Source organism: Paenibacillus sp. O199, assembly GCF_001636635.1.
GTDB lineage: Bacteria > Bacillota > Bacilli > Paenibacillales > Paenibacillaceae > Paenibacillus > Paenibacillus marchantiae.
Map to the genome: position 1 here is coordinate 85656 of NZ_LGRP01000010.1, position 21345 is coordinate 107000.

General features: G+C 45.7%; 20 protein-coding genes. 12 read left to right on the forward strand and 8 right to left on the reverse strand.

Annotated features, from left to right (window positions below; genetic code table 11):
* The first annotated feature begins 97 nt into the window (after positions 1-97).
* Complete coding sequence (locus A6049_RS17155; protein WP_063565838.1) at positions 98-1753, forward strand: helix-turn-helix domain-containing protein; 1656 nt, start codon at positions 98-100, stop codon at positions 1751-1753.
* A 41-nt stretch (positions 1754-1794) separates the two neighbouring features.
* Here A6049_RS17155 and A6049_RS17160 read toward each other — a convergent pair whose 3' ends face one another.
* On the reverse strand, positions 1795-2961 hold the full coding sequence (locus tag A6049_RS17160; protein WP_063565839.1) for an MFS transporter: 1167 nt from the start codon (positions 2959-2961) through the stop codon (positions 1795-1797).
* A 319-nt stretch (positions 2962-3280) separates the two neighbouring features.
* Between A6049_RS17160 and A6049_RS17165 the strand changes: the two genes are divergently transcribed.
* Complete coding sequence (locus A6049_RS17165) at positions 3281-4243, forward strand: endo-1,4-beta-xylanase (RefSeq protein WP_063565840.1); 963 nt, start codon at positions 3281-3283, stop codon at positions 4241-4243.
* A 121-nt stretch (positions 4244-4364) separates the two neighbouring features.
* On the opposite strand, the gene A6049_RS17170 is transcribed toward A6049_RS17165, so the two are convergent.
* Entirely contained in the window at positions 4365-5702 is a 1338-nt protein-coding gene (locus A6049_RS17170) for a glycoside hydrolase family 30 protein (RefSeq protein WP_063565841.1), read from the reverse strand.
* Positions 5703-5821: 119 nt separating this feature from the next.
* Here A6049_RS17170 and A6049_RS17175 point away from each other — a divergent pair, with 119 nt between their 5' ends.
* Complete coding sequence (locus A6049_RS17175; RefSeq protein WP_063565842.1) at positions 5822-6736, forward strand: AraC family transcriptional regulator; 915 nt, start codon at positions 5822-5824, stop codon at positions 6734-6736.
* A gap of 170 nt (positions 6737-6906) precedes the next feature.
* On the opposite strand, the gene A6049_RS17180 is transcribed toward A6049_RS17175, so the two are convergent.
* The gene (locus A6049_RS17180) at positions 6907-8427 is read right to left on the reverse strand and encodes a leucine-rich repeat domain-containing protein (protein WP_063565843.1); all 1521 of its coding nucleotides are present in this window, start codon (positions 8425-8427) and stop codon (positions 6907-6909) included.
* 488 nt (positions 8428-8915) lie between these two features.
* Here A6049_RS17180 and A6049_RS17185 point away from each other — a divergent pair, with 488 nt between their 5' ends.
* The 7 genes from A6049_RS17185 (at position 8916) to A6049_RS17210 (ending at position 15019) form a co-directional block, all read left to right on the forward strand.
* The gene (locus A6049_RS17185; protein WP_063565844.1) at positions 8916-9806 is read left to right on the forward strand and encodes a diacylglycerol/lipid kinase family protein; all 891 of its coding nucleotides are present in this window, start codon (positions 8916-8918) and stop codon (positions 9804-9806) included.
* A 174-nt stretch (positions 9807-9980) separates the two neighbouring features.
* Entirely contained in the window at positions 9981-10898 is a 918-nt protein-coding gene (locus tag A6049_RS17190) for an aldo/keto reductase (protein WP_063565845.1), read from the forward strand.
* A 274-nt stretch (positions 10899-11172) separates the two neighbouring features.
* Positions 11173-12555, forward strand: coding sequence for a hypothetical protein (locus tag A6049_RS17195; RefSeq protein WP_063565846.1), 1383 nt, complete (start codon positions 11173-11175; stop codon positions 12553-12555).
* Positions 12556-12796: 241 nt separating this feature from the next.
* Positions 12797-12967, forward strand: a complete 171-nt coding sequence (locus A6049_RS32640) for an aspartyl-phosphate phosphatase Spo0E family protein (RefSeq protein ID WP_072733860.1) — start codon at positions 12797-12799, stop codon at positions 12965-12967.
* Positions 12968-13065: 98 nt separating this feature from the next.
* A complete protein-coding gene (locus A6049_RS17200; protein WP_063565917.1) occupies positions 13066-13446 on the forward strand; it encodes a GntR family transcriptional regulator in 381 nt (126 codons plus the stop codon).
* Entirely contained in the window at positions 13443-14321 is an 879-nt protein-coding gene (locus tag A6049_RS17205) for an ATP-binding cassette domain-containing protein (protein WP_063565847.1), read from the forward strand. Before A6049_RS17200 ends, A6049_RS17205 begins: the two co-directional genes overlap by 4 nt.
* On the forward strand, positions 14321-15019 hold the full coding sequence (locus A6049_RS17210; RefSeq protein ID WP_063565848.1) for a hypothetical protein: 699 nt from the start codon (positions 14321-14323) through the stop codon (positions 15017-15019). The genes A6049_RS17205 and A6049_RS17210 overlap by 1 nt, the downstream gene beginning before the upstream one ends.
* A 55-nt stretch (positions 15020-15074) precedes the next feature.
* Here the strand turns inward: A6049_RS17210 and A6049_RS17215 are convergent, their stop codons facing one another.
* The 4 genes from A6049_RS17215 to A6049_RS17230 all read right to left on the reverse strand — a co-directional run bounded on the left by A6049_RS17215 (position 15075) and on the right by A6049_RS17230 (position 18654).
* Positions 15075-15596 (reverse strand): hypothetical protein, encoded by a 522-nt coding sequence (locus A6049_RS17215; RefSeq protein ID WP_063565849.1) that lies wholly within the window; start codon positions 15594-15596, stop codon positions 15075-15077.
* 195 nt (positions 15597-15791) lie between these two features.
* Entirely contained in the window at positions 15792-16565 is a 774-nt protein-coding gene (locus A6049_RS17220) for an isocitrate lyase/PEP mutase family protein (RefSeq protein ID WP_063565850.1), read from the reverse strand.
* A gap of 72 nt (positions 16566-16637) precedes the next feature.
* On the reverse strand, positions 16638-17684 hold the full coding sequence (locus A6049_RS17225) for a bifunctional transcriptional activator/DNA repair enzyme AdaA (protein WP_063565851.1): 1047 nt from the start codon (positions 17682-17684) through the stop codon (positions 16638-16640).
* A gap of 94 nt (positions 17685-17778) precedes the next feature.
* Entirely contained in the window at positions 17779-18654 is an 876-nt protein-coding gene (locus tag A6049_RS17230) for a DMT family transporter (protein WP_063565852.1), read from the reverse strand.
* A 230-nt stretch (positions 18655-18884) separates the two neighbouring features.
* Between A6049_RS17230 and A6049_RS17235 the strand changes: the two genes are divergently transcribed.
* Positions 18885-19466 (forward strand): hypothetical protein, encoded by a 582-nt coding sequence (locus A6049_RS17235; protein ID WP_095206136.1) that lies wholly within the window; start codon positions 18885-18887, stop codon positions 19464-19466.
* A gap of 201 nt (positions 19467-19667) precedes the next feature.
* Here the strand turns inward: A6049_RS17235 and A6049_RS17240 are convergent, their stop codons facing one another.
* Positions 19668-20585 carry a phosphatidate cytidylyltransferase gene (locus tag A6049_RS17240; RefSeq protein WP_063565853.1) on the reverse strand — a complete coding sequence of 306 codons (918 nt, stop codon included), beginning with the start codon at positions 20583-20585 and terminating at the stop codon, positions 19668-19670.
* A 96-nt stretch (positions 20586-20681) separates the two neighbouring features.
* On the opposite strand from A6049_RS17240, the gene A6049_RS17245 reads away from it, so the two are divergent.
* On the forward strand, positions 20682-21236 hold the full coding sequence (locus A6049_RS17245; protein ID WP_063565854.1) for a hypothetical protein: 555 nt from the start codon (positions 20682-20684) through the stop codon (positions 21234-21236).
* Positions 21237-21345: the final 109 nt, after the last annotated feature.

Sequence of the window (21345 nt, forward strand, 5' to 3'; positions counted from 1 at the left end):
AAGGGTGCATTCAATGGAATAATAGGACGTTTTTTTTGCATTAATAGGCTGGTTGTGGGCAAGTTTCGGTCATTGATAACCAAGGAAGAGTTGGGTTATGATGACTCTAATTGATAATGGTTATCAGAAAAAAGGAGAGCTAGCTGTGGATCTGACTCATCTCAAAACCCGGTACGTTGTTCCCGACATTTATTACGAACTTCACGGGTTGGCTCTACAACATCTATCGCTTAATGATGGCATTCCACGACAAACGCTAACCACCGACCTCATGATTGTGGTCGAGGAGGGGGAAGGTCTGCTCATTTGCGATGGTAAGATAAATGAACTGCAATATGGGGTTCCCCTGGTCATCAATACGGGACACACTGTAGAGATTCGGATGAACGAAGAGGCGTTGTTATCCGTGTGGTTAATCGCATTTACATTGCATGATCCTGAGCGCCAAATGTCCCCTTCCCTTATAGAGACCCGCGAAACGGATACGGCCGGATTTCGATCCATGGTGCAGCGAATCCGGGCCATTGAAAACCGCCGTATGGCGCAGGATCGCAAACAACGAGTCGGCATTCACACCCAGTTTCAGAGATTGATGAGCATGGTACTGAAAGATACCCCTGAGCACGAAGGAGAAGTCTCCAGTGAGCATACGAGAGCGAACATATCCGAGATCATTACGCAGCTAAAAGGCCGCTACAACGAGGAAATTACCGTGGATGAGTTGGCAGATCAGGCCAGGATTAGCAAGCGGAGGTTTACCCATTGGTTCAGGCAGCTTACAGGAACGAATCTATCGGATTATATGACAACTCTGCGGATGGAACATGCCAAACAACTGCTATTACGCGGGGAGCGTATGAAGGAGGTGGCCGCAATGGTGGGATATCGGGATGAATACTATTTCAATCGTCGATTTAAACAGATGGAAGGAATCTCGCCGGGCCAGTTCATTCTTAACCATCGGAAAAGTTCATCTAACATCTGTGTGATGAGTTGCCTCGGTCATCTGCTTGCCCTTGGGATCCGCCCAGCAGCGGTAGCCAAAAATCTAGCCAATGAGCATTACCTAAGCAAGTTGAGTACGAGTTTCCATAAGGTCAACAGCGTACCGCTGGACCCGCAGGAAATTTCCTATTTGCAGCCAGAGATGATTCTGGTTGGAAATCAGGAGGAGTACGATACGTTGTCGCCAATAGCGCCGACATATATTTTTTCACAGAACGACGACAAGCCATTCGTATTGTTACAGAAACTTGGTGAGGTCTTTGGTAAGGGGTTTGAAGCGGAGAAGGTAATGAAGCAATATGAGCGCAAGGCACAGCGCCTGAGATCGCGGTTGAAAGGTATGATTCAGAGTACGGATACGTTCTCTGTGATGGAAATACGCGATGACTCAATCTATGTGTTCGGGAATTACTGGTGCAGAGGAGCCTACAATCTGTATGATGGCCTTGGACTCCAGGCACCTGAACGTATACAGAAGGAATTAATTGACCGTCAGGCTTATCTCATGATCTCAGAGGAGCAAGTTGCATCCTATGTAGGAGACCACTTGTTCCTGACGGTACTGGATTCGGAGCGGTATCAACATATGTCGAGCAGCATCTGGTGGCAGGAAATGCCTGCAGTGAGGCAAAACCAGGTGTATATGACGGAGTATACGGAATTCGCAGTTACCGATCCCATATCAATGCCTTACCAACTGGATGCCCAGATGAAGTTAATACTTGAACGTAAAATGCTCCATTCCTAATCGGATCACTTAACTCTTATACCGTCTCAATTGAATTACCACTACGAGAGGTGAAAAAATTTTATTTTGACAACGATGGATACCAAAGCAAGCAAACCAAAGATGATTCCGCTCCAGATGACCTGATGGATGCCGAGTTGGGCAATGAACCAGCCACCAATGGAGGTACCGAGGGTAATCCCCAGATTAGAGAAAGAGACAAAGAGGCTGTTTCCGAATTCCGGCGCTTCATGAGATTCCGTCGTAAGCCAAGTTTGGCTGACAATCAGACCGCCAGAGTGAATCGCACCCCAGACGAACACCATGATAATCATCGGAATGAAGTAGGTACCTGCATAGAAAACGAGTAAATAAGCCGCCATGTATAGCACCGGGAAGAGGAGAACGGTCCTCGGAATATTCCGATGCAGAAGCTGTCCAAATACCAAATTTCCGGCGATCATAATAACACCAAAGGCCAAGAGCATCACACTAATCCATGAACCGCCCATACGGGTGACTTGCCCAAGGTATTCGGCGAAATAACTGTATACGGAGAACATCGCTGCAAAAATAAAAATGACAGTAGCAATATTTAGCCACAGCGCAGGTTTCCGCAAAATGCCGATCTGTTTGCCATAAGACATCTTCTCTTGCACAGGCATCGAGGGCAACCATATCCATATACCGATGAAAGCAATGATACTGACAACCGCTCCGAACCAAAACGCAGCCTCCAACGAGAATCGTTCCGCAAGATAGGAAGTTAGGGGCACGCCAAATGCAAAGCCGGCAGTGATTCCGGTAAAGACTTTGGCAACGGCCTGACTGCTTTTTTCCGGTGGGACCAGCTTGGCACCCGTGACGAGAGCAACGGAGAAGAAGACTGGATGGAAAATGGCCGGGATAATCCGAAAGATTAGCATCATGTCGAATCGGGTTGTGTAGGCATATACTACGTTGGAAATGGCGAACAATAGCACGGCAGTTAACAAAATGGTTTTACGATTGATACCAGATACGAGCAAAGTCAGGAAAGGGCCAGACACAGCAACGACGAGAGCGAAAATACTTACCAGCCATCCGGCCTGTGCAGCGGTGATGTTGAATTTCTGCGTGATCAGGGGCAGTACTCCGATAATGCCGACTTCTGTAGTAATGATGGCGAATACACCGAGCGCCAGAATGAGGATGAGTAACGGATTAACCTGTTGTGATTTCGATTTCATGTTAAAGTCTAGACCTCCAAATATATTTATATATATAGAAAAATAGATATATTAAACTAAAAAAATGCCTCCTCACCTATATAAAAATATATGGCCGATATAATAAGTTCTCAGAATTACATTATATCTATATTTATAGATTTGTAAATATAATAAAGTGTAAGTCATTTAGTTAAGTCATCATGTTAGTGCCCAACATCTATACTTTTTGAGGGACAAGCTATACTTTCTACATGGATAATTACAAATATATCCAGTAAAATGAAATTTGTAAGCGCTTACCAATGAGTCGAATACTAAAATTCAAAGGAGGAAGATCATGTTCAAGTCCAAATGGTTTAAGACTGTAGGTTCACTGGCATTGGTTGGTGTGCTCGCTACCTCAGTCGCGGTTGGCAGTGTGAGTGCAGGTTTGGCCAAAGGTAGCAAGTTTTTGGGCAATATCATTGCAAGCAGTGTTCCCTCCAATTTCAGTCCCTATTGGAATCAGGTAACGCCGGAGAATTCAACAAAATGGGGAGCAGTCGAAGCCACGCGTAATAATATGAACTGGTCTCAGGCAGATATTGCCTACAATTATGCCAACAACAATGGATTTCCGTTCAAGTTTCACACGCTTGTCTGGGGAAGTCAGGAGCCAGGTTGGATTAGTGGACTTTCCGCTGCAGATCAGAAAGCTGAAGTAATCCAGTGGATCAAGGCAGCAGGTCAGAGATATTCCAAATCCGCGTTTGTCGATGTAGTTAACGAACCATTACATGCCAAACCTTCCTATCGTAACGCCATAGGCGGGGATGGAGCGACAGGGTGGGACTGGGTTATTTGGTCTTTTGAGCAAGCAAGACAAGCTTTCCCGAACGCCAAACTCCTGCTGAACGAATATGGGATTATTGGCGATCCGAATGCAGCTGATCAATACGTTCAGATCATCAATATCTTGAAGAGCAGAGGCCTGATTGATGGCATCGGCATCCAGTGTCATTACTTTAATATGGATAACGTTTCTGTCAGCACAATGAATACCGTATTGAACAAACTGGCCGCAACCGGATTGCCGATCTATGTATCCGAACTGGATATAACCGGCGATGATAACACACAGCTGCAGCGCTACCAGCAGAAATTCCCTGTCCTCTGGCAGCATTCGGCCGTTAAAGGTGTGACGTTGTGGGGCTTTAATCAAGGTCAGACTTGGGTGAGCGGTTCCCATTTGGTGAATACCAATGGTACAGAGCGTCCAGCACTGCAATGGCTGAGAAATTATCTTGCGAACAATCCTTAAACGAGGTAGACAGAGTCATTTACAGAATCATTTATTTCCATATATTGACACAAGAATATAGCGTCATATCCCCCACATCAAGTAGGGGGACATGAACGCTATTTCGTGGTTTGAATGGGTATTAAGATTGGGAAATAATAATACTGTTGAAGGAATCAGCCTCCAGCTCGAACCGGAGTGTCTGCCCTTCATATGCCAGATGCAGGTCACGGCTGTCCTTGAACGGATTGTTGATGACAATGACGAGACTATTGTCCGGGTTGCGGAAGGCCACGGCTTTGCCACTCCAGGCTCCAGACAGTCCTACTCTTCGTGCACCAGGCACGACATCATGAGCAAAATGCTTCATCACATAATACTCGGGATTCCGAATGATTCCTTTGGCATCCGGGTCTACCGTAATCATGGAGTTTTGCTCCCACCCCCATGTGCTGCGGCCTTTCGGCTCCAGAACCATGTTCCAATAAATATACGCATTCACTCCATTGCTGAAATAGTGCTGGTACAGATTAAATACATACTTGGCGTAGTTCCAAGAGTTGTTGCCATCACCGCACTCATTCTCGGTCTGCATGTAACGAAGCTCCGGGTAGCTCGCGGCTGTACGTTGGATGGCATTTTTGCCTGCCCACTGATAACCAACTCCCTTGATATAGGCGTAGGCTTTGGGATCACTAAGCACCAGCCCGGCATACTCATCAAAATCATTGGTTTTCTTCTTGATCAATTCTTCCCATGGATCAGGTGCGTTGATCGTTCCCAGCCAGATTTCCGTATCCAGACCGTGCTGATCAAAGGCAGGACCCAGGTAATCGGCGATAAACTCACGCAGCTGCTCTCCTGTCCACATGCAGGAAGGGAATTTCTGATCCGCGATGACTTCGTTTTGTACATGGACCTGATGGATGGTGATGCCAGCGTCCTTGTACGCCTGTACGAATTTGACGAAATACAGCGCATAAGCTTCCAGGATATCCTTCTCCCAGCGCAGCGTTCCATAGTTATAGGCTTTCGGTGATTTCATCCAGGTGGGCGGGCTCCACGGCGAGGCGAAGAATTGCAGATTCGGATTATAGCTCAGGGCCTCTTTGATGTATGGAATCAGATATTTGAAATCACGTTCGATCGAAAAATGTTCCATGGTCACATCGCCGTCCACCTCATTGTGACTGTACCATTGCTCTGCATAATCACTCGCGCCAATGGGCAGGCGACAGATGTTGAATTTATGTTCACCTTCCGGGTGGAAGAGGGAATGAAATACGTCATGACGCTGCTCCTCATTCAAGTGGGACAGGGCAATATAACCAAGCTCATTAAAACAACCGCCAAATCCTTCTACAAGCTGATGCTGTTCACCTGTGAGCTTTAAGTTAGCGTTTTTATTTGTAGATGTATAAGAGATCTCTTTCCATGCATGATCTGGTGTAGTGGAATAACCATGTAATGTCAGGGACATTGGAATTTCCTCCTCGCTTGAATCTTAGGTATGATGTACAGTCAGTATATCAAGTCCCATTGCAAAAGAAGATACGCTGAACCGCGTAAAATTTGCCCTAATCCAAGGTGGTGAAATGCATGATCATTCCTGAACCATACCGTTCTTATCTATCTCCGGAGAGCCGATGGCTGCCTGCGACGGACTGGAACGTCAAGCTGTTTGGTGCTCACATGCAGAAGGTAAAGCGAGGCTGGCAAGTGCCGCTGGAATCGCATTTGGCCTTTGAATTGATACTGATTCTGGAAGGATCGCAGACGACGATACTGGAGAACATCCGTTATGATCTCCACGCAGGAGATATATTGCTTATCCCGCCTGGATGCAAACATACCAATGAATGTAATCAGGAGCAGGGGCTGACCTACTTTATTGCCCATTTCAATGTAGATGAGGTTCTGTTTCGCCAGGAGATGAGTCGTCATGTGCAGATGTTGTTCCCATGTGGCGGCGAGGATAATCAGCGATTAACGGAAGTTATGATGAAATGGGTGGATCTGCTTCAGCACAGAGAAGAATATACAACATCAGATCTGTTCCGTATGCAGGCTGGTTTGCTGGAGATTTTGGCGATATTGGCAGAGCAAAGCTTCTCCCGTTCCCAAGAAGCCGTATCGCCTACTGTGGCGCACTATGCAACACTGATTGCTGAGGCAATCAAAAGCCGCTTCAATGCCGGGAATATCCAGCGGGAAGGTCTGGGGGATAAGGAGATTCGGATTGAAGAGATTGCGGCCTCGCTTCAAATCAGCCCTGGATATGCTCTGGAGACGTTTCAGAAAGTATACGGCATCTCTCCGCGCAGATATTTGTCCGAACTGAAGCTTCACGAGGCTAAGCAGCTAATACACCAGCCTGATCTTAACCTCACTCGCGTTGCCACCATGCTTGGATATTCCAGTCTTGCGCACTTCAGTCGGCAGTTCAGGCGATGGACTGGCATGAGTCCCAGTGAATACAGGCTGACCATGGGCAGCATCCGTTTTTTTGATTAAACTGCATTCCTGCCAGCTCGTATCTAGTTTAATGCTCATCAAAAATCCCCGCTGATGTTCAGACGGGGACTTCGCTGTGCATGTAACAATCTACATGGAGGGCATATGAATTGAATTGTGCATTAAGATAAGTTGAGATAAGTGCGCGGTGCTGATCATGCTTTGCTTAATTAAGGTTGTACATTTTCGTCCTGCGCTTTGTTTTCGAAGATCAGAATCGTTTTGCTGCTTCCGATATACGCAACCGTCGTATTGAATTGCTCCGAAATAAAACGTACCGGGACAAACGCCTTTCCATCCTTCATCAACAGGGGTGCATCATTTATAGCAAGCGTATCGTCCACAACCACCTGCTTGTTGCCCACCGTCCAATGAATCGTTGTATCATTCTGCGCAATCTGAACCTCCTGTGTATCCGGATTCCAGTTCACGCTGGCATTCAACTGCTCGGAGACAAAACGGAGTGGTACATAGGTCCGTCCCTCATCGATAAAAGGTGCAGCCTCCAGTGCGTAAGCACGATCCCCGACATAGGCCGTGGTAGAGCCTTCAATAAGCCGCTGGAAATTACCCTGTGGAGTACGCTTCTGCTCCCGCACATTCATTTGGTTTAGAAGCTGCATCGTGTCACTACCGTTCGCAACATCCAGATAATTATTTTGCACCGTAAGTCCGGCAGGTTCCGGTTCAGAGACCGAGGTCTGCGTACCGGAGGATAAGGAAGTGGAAGCCGAGATATCCGTTATCGTATTTGTATTTGCAGAGCTGTTTCTTGTAAAAGTAAAACCGGCAATCGGTGACAGATTCCACACCCGGTTATTGGACAGTTTCAGTACTTCCAGCTTGGATAGCTGGCGTAATGGCTCCAGATCATAGATCTGATTGGACTCCGCATTCAGTTCTTTCAACCCTACCAGGTCTTCCAAGGGTGCCAGATGCTGAACCTGATTCCCGGAGAAGTCCAGCGTCTGCAGGCGTGTCATATGCTTCAAGGGCATCAGATCGGAGATCTCGTTGCCTGCCACATTCAGCTTCTGAAGTGTATTCGGCAGATCAGCCAGTACATCCAGTGTATGAATGTGGTTGTTGGCCACATTGAGCTGTTTCAGTTTTCTTTTATCCGCCAGTGGTGTCAGGTCCGTTATCGCATTATTCGAGATTTCAAGCCATTGAAGATCATCTGCATCCGCCAGTGCGGAGAGACTAGTAATCTGGTTACCGCTGGCGTGAAACGTATGTAATCGGGTGAATCCACGTACAACTTCTATGGAAGAAATGGAATTGTTGCTGATATACAGCCGTCCCAGGTCTTTCAAATCAGCCAGTGCATCAATCGATGTAATGTAATTATTGCGGACGTCAACCTCGCGAAGCTGAGTCAGATGCGCAAGCGGTGTTAGGTCTTCAATCTCATTGCCATATAACCGGAGGTGGGTCAGATTCGTGGCGTATTCCAGACCGGACAGGCTTTGAATGCCTGCATTGCTTAGATCCACCACGTTCAGCTGCTCCAGATCGGAGGAGGTTAGAGGGGCATCTACCGGTTTGTTCAGGATCAGCTTCAGTCCGTTCTCCAGTGCAGGATCTTTGATGATTCCTTCGCCCAAGTCTGCCGTAGTATAGGCCATCGCTTGCCCAGCCGCCCCAAGACTCAGGATGAATACTAGAAATAGTAGAGTCATTCTTCTCATTGCATGAATTCCCTCCGATTCCGATTTTAAAATACTCCGAACAGATTGATTTTTTTCGATGATATATAAGGTAAGTACAATATTTACACGATAACGGAGAGGGCAGAAATAACCTGAAGAAGCGAAGCGGTCACCTTTATCACGGGATTTCTCCCTTTAGAAAAAGGGAATCAAGGAAATCCGGGGATAACAGTGATCGGAAGGTTGTTCTGCCATCGGAGTGGTAAGTGTAAATGGACCAGTTTAACTTATGCAGGCACGAATAAAAACACATCTATAGTTATTAACCCATCATGGGGCAAAAGGAACAAGAAATTCATGACAGGTAGAACATCTACTTCTATTCTATATGATACAAACCCCATACTGCACTCTTCCAGCCATCTTTTTCAAAAAAATATTGTACAACTCCCCCAGATGCTATTCAACTCCATGGCAGAAAGGGTATAGATGAAGTAAGAATGCCATTTGGAGGAGAAGATGCAGGTATGCGCCAAGCCATGATCATTAGTAATCCATCGTCGGGTAAAGAAGAGGCTCAGCAATATGTGTCCCAGGTACAAGAAATTCTTGAATCACAGCAGTATGAAGTGGTGGTCAATGAGACGGCTGGTGAGGGAGATGCGACCAACTACTGTCTGAGTGCCTGCAAAGATGGCTGTGATCTCGTCATTTCCATCGGAGGGGATGGGACGCTGCATGAGACGATTAACGGCATGATGGATCAGGAGCATCGTCCCAGACTGGGTGTGGTGCCGCTGGGTACGGTGAATGATTTTGCGCGTGCGCTGAATATCTCGCTTGATCCGGAGGAAGCCATTCGGCAGTTACGTTCGGAGCAGATCCATAGGGTGGATCTCGGTAAAATCAATGATCGTCTGTTTGCCAACGTGGTGGCAGCCGGTTCATTGGCAGAGGCGTTGTTTTCGGTATCATCGGAAGAGAAGTCGAAGCTGGGTTCATTCGCTTATTTGAAAGAAGGATTGAAAGATCTGATGAATACACCGGCCAAGCCACTAACTATTGAGTATGACGGGCAGTTTTGGGAAGGGGAGTCTCCACTTTTCCTCGCGGCACTGACCAATTCGGTTGGAGGTTTTGAGAAATTGTCCCCGGAAGCAGCGGTGGATGATGGGTTAATTCATTGTTTTGTGATCCGTAGCATGAATGTCTTTAATACGGTAACACTCGGAACGTCCCTGTTGTTTGGCAACCTGAAGAACCATAAGGATGTTGATTATTTTACAGCAAAAGAAGTTCACGTCCGTTCTATAGAAGCCATTCGCACAAATGTGGATGGGGAGGAAGGGCCCTCTCTGCCCATTCAAATCAGTGTATTGCCTCGGCATATTGAAGTGATAGTCCCGGAAGAAGTATAGGTGGGGGAACGATGCTGAAAAAAACCTCCATTATTCCATATAAGAATTCTAAAATTCCATTGAAACCGATTGCAGTTCTGTGTCACAATCATAGACGGAAGACAAGTATATACTAGTTGGCAAAGATCATGAGAATGAATGTACGATACTATTCGAATATGGAGGGAAATCATCTTGAGAACAATTAAACTTGGCAGCAGCGCACTCGAAATACCGGTTGTAGCCGTTGGCTGCATGCGAATTAATTCATTAAGCAGCAAAGAAGCTGAACATTTTGTTCATTCCGCCATGGAAGCAGGCGCGAACTTCTTCGATCATGCTGATATTTATGGAAACGGAGCGTGTGAGGAGATCTTTGCAGAGGCTGTGCAGATGAATCCCCAGGTTCGTGAAAATATGATCCTTCAATCCAAATGTGGTATCCGCAAAGGCATGTTTGATTTCTCCAAAGAGCACATCTTGAATTCGGTGGATGGCATTCTGCAACGCTTGAAAACCGATTACCTGGACGTTTTGTTGCTGCATCGTCCGGACACCTTGGTTGAACCGGAAGAAGTGGCTGAAGCCTTTGACCAGCTGGAACGCGAAGGCAAAGTGCGTCACTTCGGGGTATCCAACCAGAATCCGAACCAGATCGAACTGTTGAAAAAATACGTTAAACAGCCACTGGTAGCCAACCAGCTGCAGTTGAGTATTACCAATACCACGATGATTGACAGTGGAATCAACGTAAATATGGAGAACGATGCCGCGGTTAACCGTGATGGCAGTATTCTTGATTATTGCCGCCTGCATGATATCACGATTCAACCATGGTCCCCGTTCCAATACGGATTCTTCGAAGGCGTATTCCTGGGCAGCGATAAGTTCCCGGAACTGAATGCGAAGATCGATGAGATTGCTGCAAAATATGAAGTGAGCAACACGACCATCGCAATTGCCTGGTTGCTGCGTCACCCGGCACAAATGCAGCCCGTGACAGGTACAATGAACATCCAGCGTTTGCAGGATTGCATCAAAGCTGGCGATGTTCACCTTACACGCCAAGAGTGGTACGAAATCTATCGTGCAGCGGGCAATGTGCTGCCTTAAACCCAAATCAATACATAGCAGAATGATCTGCTGTATTGCATGTAAAACACGAGCGTATATAGCGCTCGTGTTTTTATTTTATCCTTTATTTGATGCTTATTCGTTCCCGGTATAAAATAAGGGTAGGGCCTCTATTTTAACAAAAGGATTATTTTGTAATTAATACAAATTAGTTGAATTTATCTTATTGACCCTTGCTTAATTATTACATATAATTACTTTTGCATACCGTTAATCCTGTTTATGGTTTTTTATTTTGGAGGGTGGTGTTAGTTTGGAGCCGACAACCACGATACGCGATCATTTAGAGAGTTATCTGAAGCGTGAGCAGATGTCCATTAGTCTTTTTTCGGAAACGTCAGGAATTAACTCGGGTACGCTGAGCAACATTTTGAATAAGAATCGTCCGATTGCGATGCAGCAGCTGGATCGAATCACTTCAGCTATGAGACTTGAAGAAGGTTACTTCTATGAATTGTATATAGATGAGTGTTTTGTCCATGCTGCCCCTGACTGGCGAAGACTGGGACCATTCCTTCATCGATGTGCAGAATTGGATAAATTGAATTGTATTGAAGATGTTATCCGGTTGATGATGGATAATCTATCTTATATTCCTTTGTTATTTGATCTGGCTGAAGAATTCTACCATGCTGGTAAATTCAAACCGGCCGTTCTACTATATGAAACGATAGCCGAAAGTGAGAAAATGCAACACTCTGAACGGCTTGCACTATGTCAGTATCGACTATTCAGATTGGGGCTGAGCAATGATCAGCAACGAAATCTAATCATTGCGGCTCAATTTGAGTATTATGTGGATCGGCTGGATGAACGCTATCAGCTGGATGCGCTTAACGAACTGATCAATGCCTTTGCATCTCTTCACAGGTGGAGCAAGGTTCAGGAGCTCTCTGAAAAGTTGAAAGTAAAAGCGACCATTCATTATGAGTTGAATGGAAGACGGAAACAGGAAGAGACGAAACGACCGATTATCTTTTATATTATGTATGCCTATTTGGCATCTGGAAGTGCTAACTTCCATCTAAATAATTATGAAATTGCACTGAAATATGTTTCTTTATATACGGACTACAGTTGGGTAAAAAAGCCTGATTCGGATGAGCTGGTTGTCATTAATCAATTCCAGGAATGGGCTGAAGGAAATCGCTATATATATCAATTAATGGCTGGACAGTTTGAGATATTGCCTGACTATCTCGATTACATCTCAACGAAAGAAAATGAGATTTTCCCTGCACTGTGTGACATTGTAACAGCTGCAAATCGCTATGATATGAATATTGACTATGTACTAAAGGAATACGAATCCTACTTCACTTATCAAGAACAAAGTAATCGAATTGGGAAAGTTAGCAAACAGGTAACGGATGATCGCTATGTTCGTCTGTTGGCAGGATTGGGAACCTATTACCTTAAAAAAGATGAATTTGCCAAGGGAATAGATTTTGTTCTTGATAGTTTGAGGTTTTCACTTGAAATTAGTGACGGACGAGGTATGCTTAGAGGTGTCGGGCTATTTGAGCAATATAGGGATTATGCGTCTGACACAGCTATACAGCAGTACAAAATTTTGATTAGTGAGGTGCAGAAACTCAATGAAGAGAAAGCTGGCTTTGCTGATAGTTACATGTAGTATAGTGGTGAACATCGTTGCTCCTGTTATTGGACCTGTCCCCACTGAGGAAGTTCCGAACCCTTCAATTTACCGAACTAATGACCATGGTTTAGGGACATAAGCCTAAGCCAAGGGACGCTTCTGAATATTCATTCAGAGGCGTCTTTTTTTGCGTCTGGTGGAAGAATAAGTATGTCGTACCCCTTGCGGCCTATCGATTGGCATAATAAACTAAAATATGACAAAAAGGAGGGATACTATGGATTGCCTGGAGTTAATGTCACAGATCGAAGAAGCCAGACAACAGCTTCACCGCTTACAGTCGGAATACGGTAGTCTGCTTCATCCTGAAGTCATCCAACAATCTGTAGTTCTGGACGGTCTTATTAATCAATACAATCGAGCCAAAATGAAAAATTTGATTAATTAGTGGTTCGCCTATTTACATATTGGTTTCCGTATACTATAGTTAGTCACATGAGTAACTAACCGACTAACTAATTAACGATGAATGAAAGTTGGAATCGCATGAAATCGAATTTGGATGAATCTCAGCCCATTTTTCATCAGATATCCATGATGATTATGGATGACATTGTAGACGGCAGATTGAAGGTAGAGGAACAGGTTCCGTCTACCAATGAGCTCTCTCGCTTTTACAATATTAATCCAGCCACGGCACGCAAAGGGCTTCAAATGCTCGTGGACAAAGGTATCATTTACAAACAGCGGGGTGTTGGAATGTTTGTTGCGAAGGGAGCCAGGGAAGCGTTGCTTGTTGAGCGAAAACAGCATTTCTACGAGGAATATATTAAACCTTTACTTGAAGAGGCCAGACGGATTCACATGAATGAGGATATGATTATTGATTTGATTCGCGGCAAGAAGGATAAGGAGAGTGAGTTATGATTCATATCGAGCAGATGAACTACAGCTATCAGAAAACAAAAACGCCGGTTCTGAACAACGTTACTTTGCATGAAAATGAGCCGATCATCAGTGCAATGTGGGGAAGAAACGGTGCCGGCAAAACAACCCTGATGAGTCTACTCGCAGGCCATAACCGACCTGATGCTGGAACCATTCAAGTGATGGGTCAGGATCCATACAATAACTTGGCTGCGCAGGAGAACCTGTGTTATATCCAGGAGAACCATCCCCTGGGTAGAAATTGGACGATCAAGGACATGGTTCGATTCGGTCAATACTTCCATCCTCAGTGGAATCAGGCTCTTGCCGAGCAACTAATCGACATCTTCGAATTACCAGAGAAGAAGAAGATCGTCAAATTCTCAAAAGGCATGAAGACCGCCGCTCAGATGATATTGGGTCTTGCCAGTAACGCAAGGGTAACGATTCTTGATGAGCCCACCAATGGACTTGATGCTGAGAAACGTAAATATTTCTACAATGCTTTACTGGAGACTTATGAAGATAACCCGCGTCTAATTCTAATATCAAGCCATCATATTGAGGAAATTCAGCCTTTATGTGAGTCCCTTATCGTTCTGCAAGCAGGGGAAGTGTTGTTTAATCAGTCGATGGAAGAGATGCGCGAAAAAGGAGTTCTCCTAACAGGGAGAATAGAAGATATCAATCGAGTCACCGCAGACGTGAAGGTCATAGAATCTTCCCAGATGGGATCGACCTTGAAAGTGATGATTGATGAGCCATACTCGAAAACGTGGAAAGACATCGCTCATACGCAGGGGCTTTCCATTGAGAAGGCGACATTACAGGATTATTTGGTTAACAGGACGCGTAATCAGGAGGGGATTAAGTGATGAACTCGGTGAAAGGTACGAATCGGCTGATTCTGGATGATATGCGCTGGTATTTGATGATCTTCTCCTTCATCACCCTTATGCTTACTGTAGTCTATCTGGCCATTGGATTCATCTTCGATATTGCTTATACTACACAACTTTGTGGTCCAATGTATGGAGGGATCTGTGCTTTTGCGATTGCGGGAATCGTTACCTTGTTTCCGGTTGCGATAGGTATAGGGAGTACACGCATTCAGTTCATGAAATCCTTCTATATCATTTCGGTTTGGATGGTCATAGGCACAATTACCATCCTGAATATAATCTATTTTATTACGCATCTTCTCCTTGAATATGGAACACTTCGCGTAACCTTTTATCAACCAGGCATGCTGTACTCAAGCGAATATCATTTTTTCTCCTATTTGTGGATCGATCTGATGATTGGTTTTCTCGTGCTGGGACTGTCCATCTTTTCAACCGTCTGTTGGATCAGATTGGGGATGCGCAATTTTTTCAGTCTGTTCTTTGGATTTAGCTTAATCGTCACGCTGGTATTTACTTTGACCGATCTTAGTGAGTTTATGTTGTGGATTGCGGGGGTCAATCGCATGACATTGTTCACCACTCTGGGGGTCATTGGAGGTGCTTTGCTTCTGAGCACGTACCCCATGATGAAGAATGCGCCGCTTACAATGAAAGGCAGAAAAGACTGATAAGATCAGAAAAACACGAGTGCGTACATACACGCCTCGTGTTTTTTTGTATGAGTTAAGCTTGAGCTTGTGGTTTGAATCCTTCTTCTTTGAGATACTCGCCTGCTTCGCTACGCGTTTCGAAAGCCATATCCAGATTAACACCGGAATACACATACCACATGTCATCTTCATATTTTAAAGTAAGTGTATGTCCATCTTCATCGATCCATGTTCCGCCAGCAGTAGAGGTTGTAGCCAATGTAGGAGCAGCTTTTGCTTGTTCTGGCTCTGGCTCTTCTAATTCTACTGCGTTGGGATTGGTTGACATTGCTTTAATCGTTTCATCTAACAATGTGCGTAGATCTGCTTCGGAGTAATCTCGAATATTGACGAATCCTTTATTATCTGTCTCATAGTTGGGCAGCAGCCCTGCATAGATATAACCGTTACCGTTAGGATGAATATGGAGAGCAACGATCTTTTTCTCGTACGCACTTTCTTCGTAGTGGAAATTAACACGGCCGAGAGAAACATCTTTGCGTTGCAGTTGGGGATACGATTGTAGCACTTCAAGCTTTTGTTCAACGTTAAGCATATTTTCCTCCTGTTAGTGTTGGGTAGTGGTGATTATAACATACATAGGTGAAAAGATAAGCATCAAAAAACAGGCGCAGTATAGCACCTGTTTGAGGATTCACATCATAGATGATGGCTTGTAATAGTAGCATTAAATGAATATCGTGGAAAAGTGCGCTTCCTTCTGGTGGAAAATGAGAAGCGCGCCTTTCTGTTAATTTCCAGATAGAATACTTTGCCCCAGTTCTTTCAGGTGTTCCATCGCTTGTAGATAAGGATAAGGCCCATAACTTACGCGTGCCACACCCAGCCCGGCAAGTTGTTTCGGTGAGGGTTCATGGGATGTAACCATCACGTTGACCGGAAGCGACGAACGTTCACACAATTCCTGAATCAGTTGTTGATTCTGTAAGCCCGGAACGAACAGACCACTGGCGCCTGCTTCTGCATATGCCTTGGAGCGAATAAGTGCTTCTTCCAGGAGAGCGTGATTGTGTCGTTCAGGTGCATTTTGCAAAAAGATATCTGTGCGGGCGTTAATGAACAGCGGAATGCCTGCCTGCTCCGCAGCTTCCTGGGCAGCCGACAGTCTCAGACATTGCTCCTCCACAGCGTACAGTCCCGCGCCAGAGGGGAGCTGATCCTCAATATTAATTCCTACCGCACCGTGATGGATCACTTGGCTCACATTTCCCTTCACTTCTGACGCCAACCTGCCATACCCTCCCTCAATATCGATCGTAACAGGCAAATCCACGCTCGCTGTAATCCGGGCCAGATTGTCCAGTACCAGCTGGAATGGCATCGCTTCTCCATCTTGTTCACCGTGGGCAGCAGCTACAGACCAGCTTCCAGTAGCGATTGCTGCTGCTCCAGCAGATTGGATGGCGAGTGCACTCCCGGCATCCCAGACATTGACCAGAACCAATGGATTGCCTTTGGTATGGGATTGGTGGAACATCAACGCTTTTTTTTGTAGGGTACTCATAAGACTTATCTCCTCCGTTACATAGCTGTATCCTTCATATCACTTGCCGTTCTTTTCTTATCTATTGAGTACTCAGCTACCCTGCTTCTCGTGAGTTAAAAGCCAGTTTTTGCGTGTCAGGCCTCCTCCGTATCCACCCAGTTCACCACTAGCATTGATCACACGGTGACAAGGAATAACAATGGCCAGTTGATTGGCTCCGTTGGCCTGTGCTACCGCTCGACATGCTGTGGGTTTACCCAGTGCATTCGCGATATCTTGATATGATCTCGTCTCCCCCGGCGGGATCGCAATCAATTGCTCCCATACACTCTTCTGGAATGGTGTTCCTAACCAGAACAACGGGGTATGGAATACAGCTAGCGTGCCTTCAAAATACTGTGCAAGTTCCCGTTCAATGGAACGAATCGAATCTGTTACTCCAGGTACAATGGCTGACTTCGTTCGTTTGCGCAATCGTTCCACCTCGCGCTCCAGACCTCTTCGATCCACGAATTCGAGCAGATATAATGCTTTCTCATCGGCTACAGCCATCATGGGTCCAAGACGTGTGTCGATCCAGGACGCCTTCAATACATGTTCTTCATCTACTTGTGTAGGCGCTGCGCCCATGATTCGCGAGAAGGCATCCCGGAACCCGCTGCCAGACTCGTAGCCGGTGGACAGCTGGGCATCAATGACCGTGCGACCGGAGCGAATATTTTTCAGAGCCAGTCCCATGCGGCGGGCACGGGCATACTCGACAAAGGTCATGCCAAATCGCTTCTTGAACTGACGTCTGGCGGTAGATTCGTCGATGGATAATGCCTTGAAGTCCTGGCCTTTCCAGCGTTTCTCCGGATGGTTCTCCACGGCTTCCACCAATACGCGTACCACATCAGATACCTGATTGGGATGAGACAACGGGCGGCAACGCTGGCAAGGACGATACGAAGCAAGCAATGCCTGCTGCGCCGTCTCATAGAATTCACAGTTTTCGAATTTTGGTTTCCGCGCGGGGCATGTAGGCCGGCAGAATACACCCGTCGTCTTGACGCCTACATAGAATAAACCTTCGTATTCCGAATCCTTGGCAACCAGAGCCTCATAGTATTGTTCTTTCAGTTCAGCAGAAATCATTGGGCGCACGTCCTTATATCAGTAGAGTTTATCCTTATTGATATTATAAAAAAACGATGCGCAGGGCATCGCCGAAAATCAGGCATGAATATTTTTATTTCATCAATACATTCTTATTATTTGTTCGTCCAGTCCAGTTTACCAGAAAGATACCCAGGAATATGCATAGCCCGCCCATATAGACGTAATTCCGAATGACTTCGCCCAGAAGCAGCCAGCCGGATAAGACCCCGAAAAATGGAGCAAGAAACAGAAACGCACTTGTCTGGCCCGGATCGCCCTTGCTTAACAGGTAATACCACGTAGCGAACTGCACAATGGAACCGAGGATCGCCAGATATAGAATCACCCCTATGGATGTGGTGTTCAGGATGAGTTTTGTTGATTCCATGGTAAAACTGAGCAATAACAGCGTTAGTCCGCCGAATAACATCTGATATGCCGTTAGCACCCATGTGCTGAAGTGTGAGCCCCATTGTTTGACCAAGAGGGTAGCGATCGCCCAGGACAAGGCAGACCCCATACCCAGTAACGTTCCTCCGGAGAATTGAAGATGGAAACCAAGCGTGATGAAAACTCCTGTTATACCGATGAGCACCCCAAACCACTGGTATACCTTATATCTCAGACCAAGAAATACACTCCCGAGAAGAACTACCAATAGCGGATTTGTAAATGTGAGAATGGATGTCTGCCCGGAAGGAATAGTGCGCATGCTCAGGAAAATGCAGGCCATCACACCCGTCGTCTGGAACAGACCGATGACGAATAACCGGAGCCAGTCAGGCGCGGTCACGGGAAGATTTTTATTTCGTACCCAGATCGCCATTAATCCTCCAGCGAGCGTAAATCGAATGCCGACCAGCAAAATGGGTGAGACATAAGTCAATCCGATTTTGCCCACAGCAAAGGATGAACCCATAAGCGAAGTGGCGAGTATAACGAGCATCATAAAAGCAAAGCGATTCAACCTTTTACCCCCTCAAATAGCATGTTTTTTTGACCCTTTCAGGGTAACACGCCAACATTTCAGGGTTCATCGAAGTGTATTAACGAATTGAATTTAGTACTCATTTACATAATATGGAGCTTAATGTGAGACGATATGGTGTAGTAATTACTATAGAAGGTGCTGTTTGGGAAGTTCTCTTTGGATGAATGCATAAGGTTTGTTACTTGAGATCAATGGAGGGAGTTCCAATGATGAAAAATAATAAAAATAAATCTATACTCTGGGTGTCTGCTCTATGTATTCTGCTGTTGACCAGCGCATGTGGGGCAAAAAACAACAACGAATCCGTACAGGAACACGCCTACCCACAATCAAAGCAGCCCATAGAGGAAGCGGGAAATAGTTCCGTTCCCAATATGGAGGCGAAGAATAACAATAATCAGACGAACGAAAGTGGGAATGAAGGCAAGCCTACGGCCCAATCGGAATCCTCCGCTGATACGGCAGGACAGGTCATGATCGTCATTGACCAGACGGATAAGCCGTCCGAGGGCAATAGCTTTGATTTTGCGATAAAACAAATTCCTGAGGGCTATGCTTTATCCGAGATGCGCTGGACGTCCAACACGGTAACGATTGTGAATTCCTACAAGGAAGCGATCGAGCATGGCGCGAATGGAAAAGAAGGGTTTTATATCAGTGGTGACGGGCAATTCTCCGGATTTATTTATTCGGATGAGATGAAGGGTGAACGCGGCAAAGCGACTTTTGTATTTACCAATGAAGAGGGGAAAGAAGTGACCTCGGAGAAGGAAATTAAATTAAAATAATCAGGCAGATCATAACCGTGTGCAGTGCTTTCTGTTAATCCAAAAATGGAAAATGAAACAGACACATTATACGTGCGCCTTCATTTCTCCCATAAATGAGTAAAAGCAGCCGTCAAGGCTGCTTTTTATTGATCTGCAAGCTTACACTTTGTTCTATCGACTGAGTGTTTCGGCATCTCGTATCTGTAACGGATACTCCGTCTACATGAAGTCGAAGAAATAACGCACCACGTGGAACATGACCGGAGAGGTGTACGTCAGGCTGTCGACCCGGCTCAGGTAGCTTTTTTTCAGCGCATCGAACTTATTGTCATCCCCAATTAACAAATCCCGCTTCAGAACAGAAACCGTCAGACTTCCGAAGAACCCTGCCAGAGCGATCAACACACCGATGAAAAGTGCGAAACGTGCATCAAACGGAGTCAGGTAAGGATGAATGAAATAAGAGGCAGCGGTGGTTACAACGAATGCACAGGCGAACCCTTCCCATGTCAAAAAAGGATTGGCCGTGGGCACCACTTTGCGTTTGCCCAGATAGAGCGAGGCCAGATAATGCACCACATCATTCAGCTGGGTTAATACGACCAGGAACAAGACCAACTTTGAGCCATATTCCGGTGTTGCGAACGGGAAGTAGGCCAGATGACTAAGTCCAAATACCATCAGCATCAATCCCCATTGCGTCGAGCTGACACTGCGCAGGAAACCAACCGTGCCCTTATTAATTAGACGTGGCAGAGGTAACACCAGGAAGACATATAGCGGAATAAACACGATAAACATCCCATACCATCCAATATAGATCCAGTAGAACTGTACCGGAATCGCCATATACGCCCATAGAAACAGCCTACGATCAGCTTTGCGGGTGCTGCGGATCATGGAGAAGTACTCTTTCAGCGCGAAAAAGGTGAGTACCATAAGGGAGATCAGGGAGACAATCGGATTGAAGAGGGTGGCGAGACAGAAGATGACAAACATGCCCCACCAGGTTTTGATTTTGTTGCCAATGCCCGAATAATCCTTATCCGGCTGAAGCTTCGTAATGATTTTGTACACGATATGTATGACCAATAAAGCAATAAAAATCAGTGTTAAGGTAAAGAGTGAACTGCTCAAGTACAATCACCTGCTTATCCAAAAGTAAGATTCCAATATAGGGTACCTATGTTATTATGAAGGAATAGTGCCAACTTGATAAGGGGAAATTTCGTTATGACAGAACCACGCTCCATCTATATCCTGCTTACGAATACGGGAACGTTGTTTACCAAAGTCATTCAAAGTTACACCAGAGCGCCATACAATCATGCCTCCATCTCATTTGACCGGGAATTATCCGAGCTGTACAGCTTTGGTCGCAAGCATCCCAGCAATCCGCTGAACGGCGGGTTTGTGAAGGAAGATATTCAGACAGGTACATACAGTAAATATCCAAATACCACATGTGTGATTTATGAGCTTCAGGTGACGGAGCGTGAAGTGGAAAAAATGAAACGGGTGCTGCACATCTTCATCCGCAGCCGTCAGAAATATATGTACAATCTGCTTGGTGTGATTGGTATTACGTTGAAGGAGCCAGTAGAGTTTAGCAACTCCTACTTTTGCTCACAATTTGTTGCCGAGATTCTGCAGCGTTCAGGCATCAAGCTGTGGAACAAGCTGCCTGCGCTGGTGACCCCGGATGATTTTCGCCAAAGTGAACAACTGCAGCTGGTGTATGAAGGGAAGTTAAAGGAGTATAAGCCGGGCATTGAAGAGCGGGATTGAGGGCAAGGAGGGCAAGGAGTATGTCTTATGCTCATATGCTCGCTTTCCTATCGCTCAAAAAACATAGTATAAAACAGCCTGCCGCCACGAATTTCCGGGCAACAGGCTG

Excerpts from the sequence above, each read along its gene's own strand:
- A6049_RS17160 (WP_063565839.1), bottom strand. The coding sequence starts at position 2,961 with ATGAAATCGAAATCACAACAGGTTAATCCGTTACTCATCCTCATTCTG.
- A6049_RS17205 (WP_063565847.1), top strand. The coding sequence starts at position 13,443 with ATGATTCATATCGAGCAGATGAACTACAGCTATCAGAAAACAAAAACG.
- A6049_RS32640 (WP_072733860.1), top strand. The coding sequence starts at position 12,797 with ATGGATTGCCTGGAGTTAATGTCACAGATCGAAGAAGCCAGACAACAG.
- A6049_RS17170 (WP_063565841.1), bottom strand. The coding sequence starts at position 5,702 with ATGTCCCTGACATTACATGGTTATTCCACTACACCAGATCATGCATGG.
- A6049_RS17165 (WP_063565840.1), top strand. The coding sequence starts at position 3,281 with ATGTTCAAGTCCAAATGGTTTAAGACTGTAGGTTCACTGGCATTGGTT.
- A6049_RS17210 (WP_063565848.1), top strand. The coding sequence starts at position 14,321 with ATGAACTCGGTGAAAGGTACGAATCGGCTGATTCTGGATGATATGCGC.
- A6049_RS17215 (WP_063565849.1), bottom strand. The coding sequence starts at position 15,596 with ATGCTTAACGTTGAACAAAAGCTTGAAGTGCTACAATCGTATCCCCAA.
- A6049_RS17225 (WP_063565851.1), bottom strand. The coding sequence starts at position 17,684 with ATGATTTCTGCTGAACTGAAAGAACAATACTATGAGGCTCTGGTTGCC.
- A6049_RS17245 (WP_063565854.1), top strand. The coding sequence starts at position 20,682 with ATGACAGAACCACGCTCCATCTATATCCTGCTTACGAATACGGGAACG.
- A6049_RS17175 (WP_063565842.1), top strand. The coding sequence starts at position 5,822 with ATGATCATTCCTGAACCATACCGTTCTTATCTATCTCCGGAGAGCCGA.
- A6049_RS17185 (WP_063565844.1), top strand. The coding sequence starts at position 8,916 with ATGCGCCAAGCCATGATCATTAGTAATCCATCGTCGGGTAAAGAAGAG.
- A6049_RS17235 (WP_095206136.1), top strand. The coding sequence starts at position 18,885 with ATGATGAAAAATAATAAAAATAAATCTATACTCTGGGTGTCTGCTCTA.
- A6049_RS17220 (WP_063565850.1), bottom strand. The coding sequence starts at position 16,565 with ATGAGTACCCTACAAAAAAAAGCGTTGATGTTCCACCAATCCCATACC.
- A6049_RS17180 (WP_063565843.1), bottom strand. The coding sequence starts at position 8,427 with ATGAGAAGAATGACTCTACTATTTCTAGTATTCATCCTGAGTCTTGGG.
- A6049_RS17200 (WP_063565917.1), top strand. The coding sequence starts at position 13,066 with ATGAAATCGAATTTGGATGAATCTCAGCCCATTTTTCATCAGATATCC.
- A6049_RS17155 (WP_063565838.1), top strand. The coding sequence starts at position 98 with ATGATGACTCTAATTGATAATGGTTATCAGAAAAAAGGAGAGCTAGCT.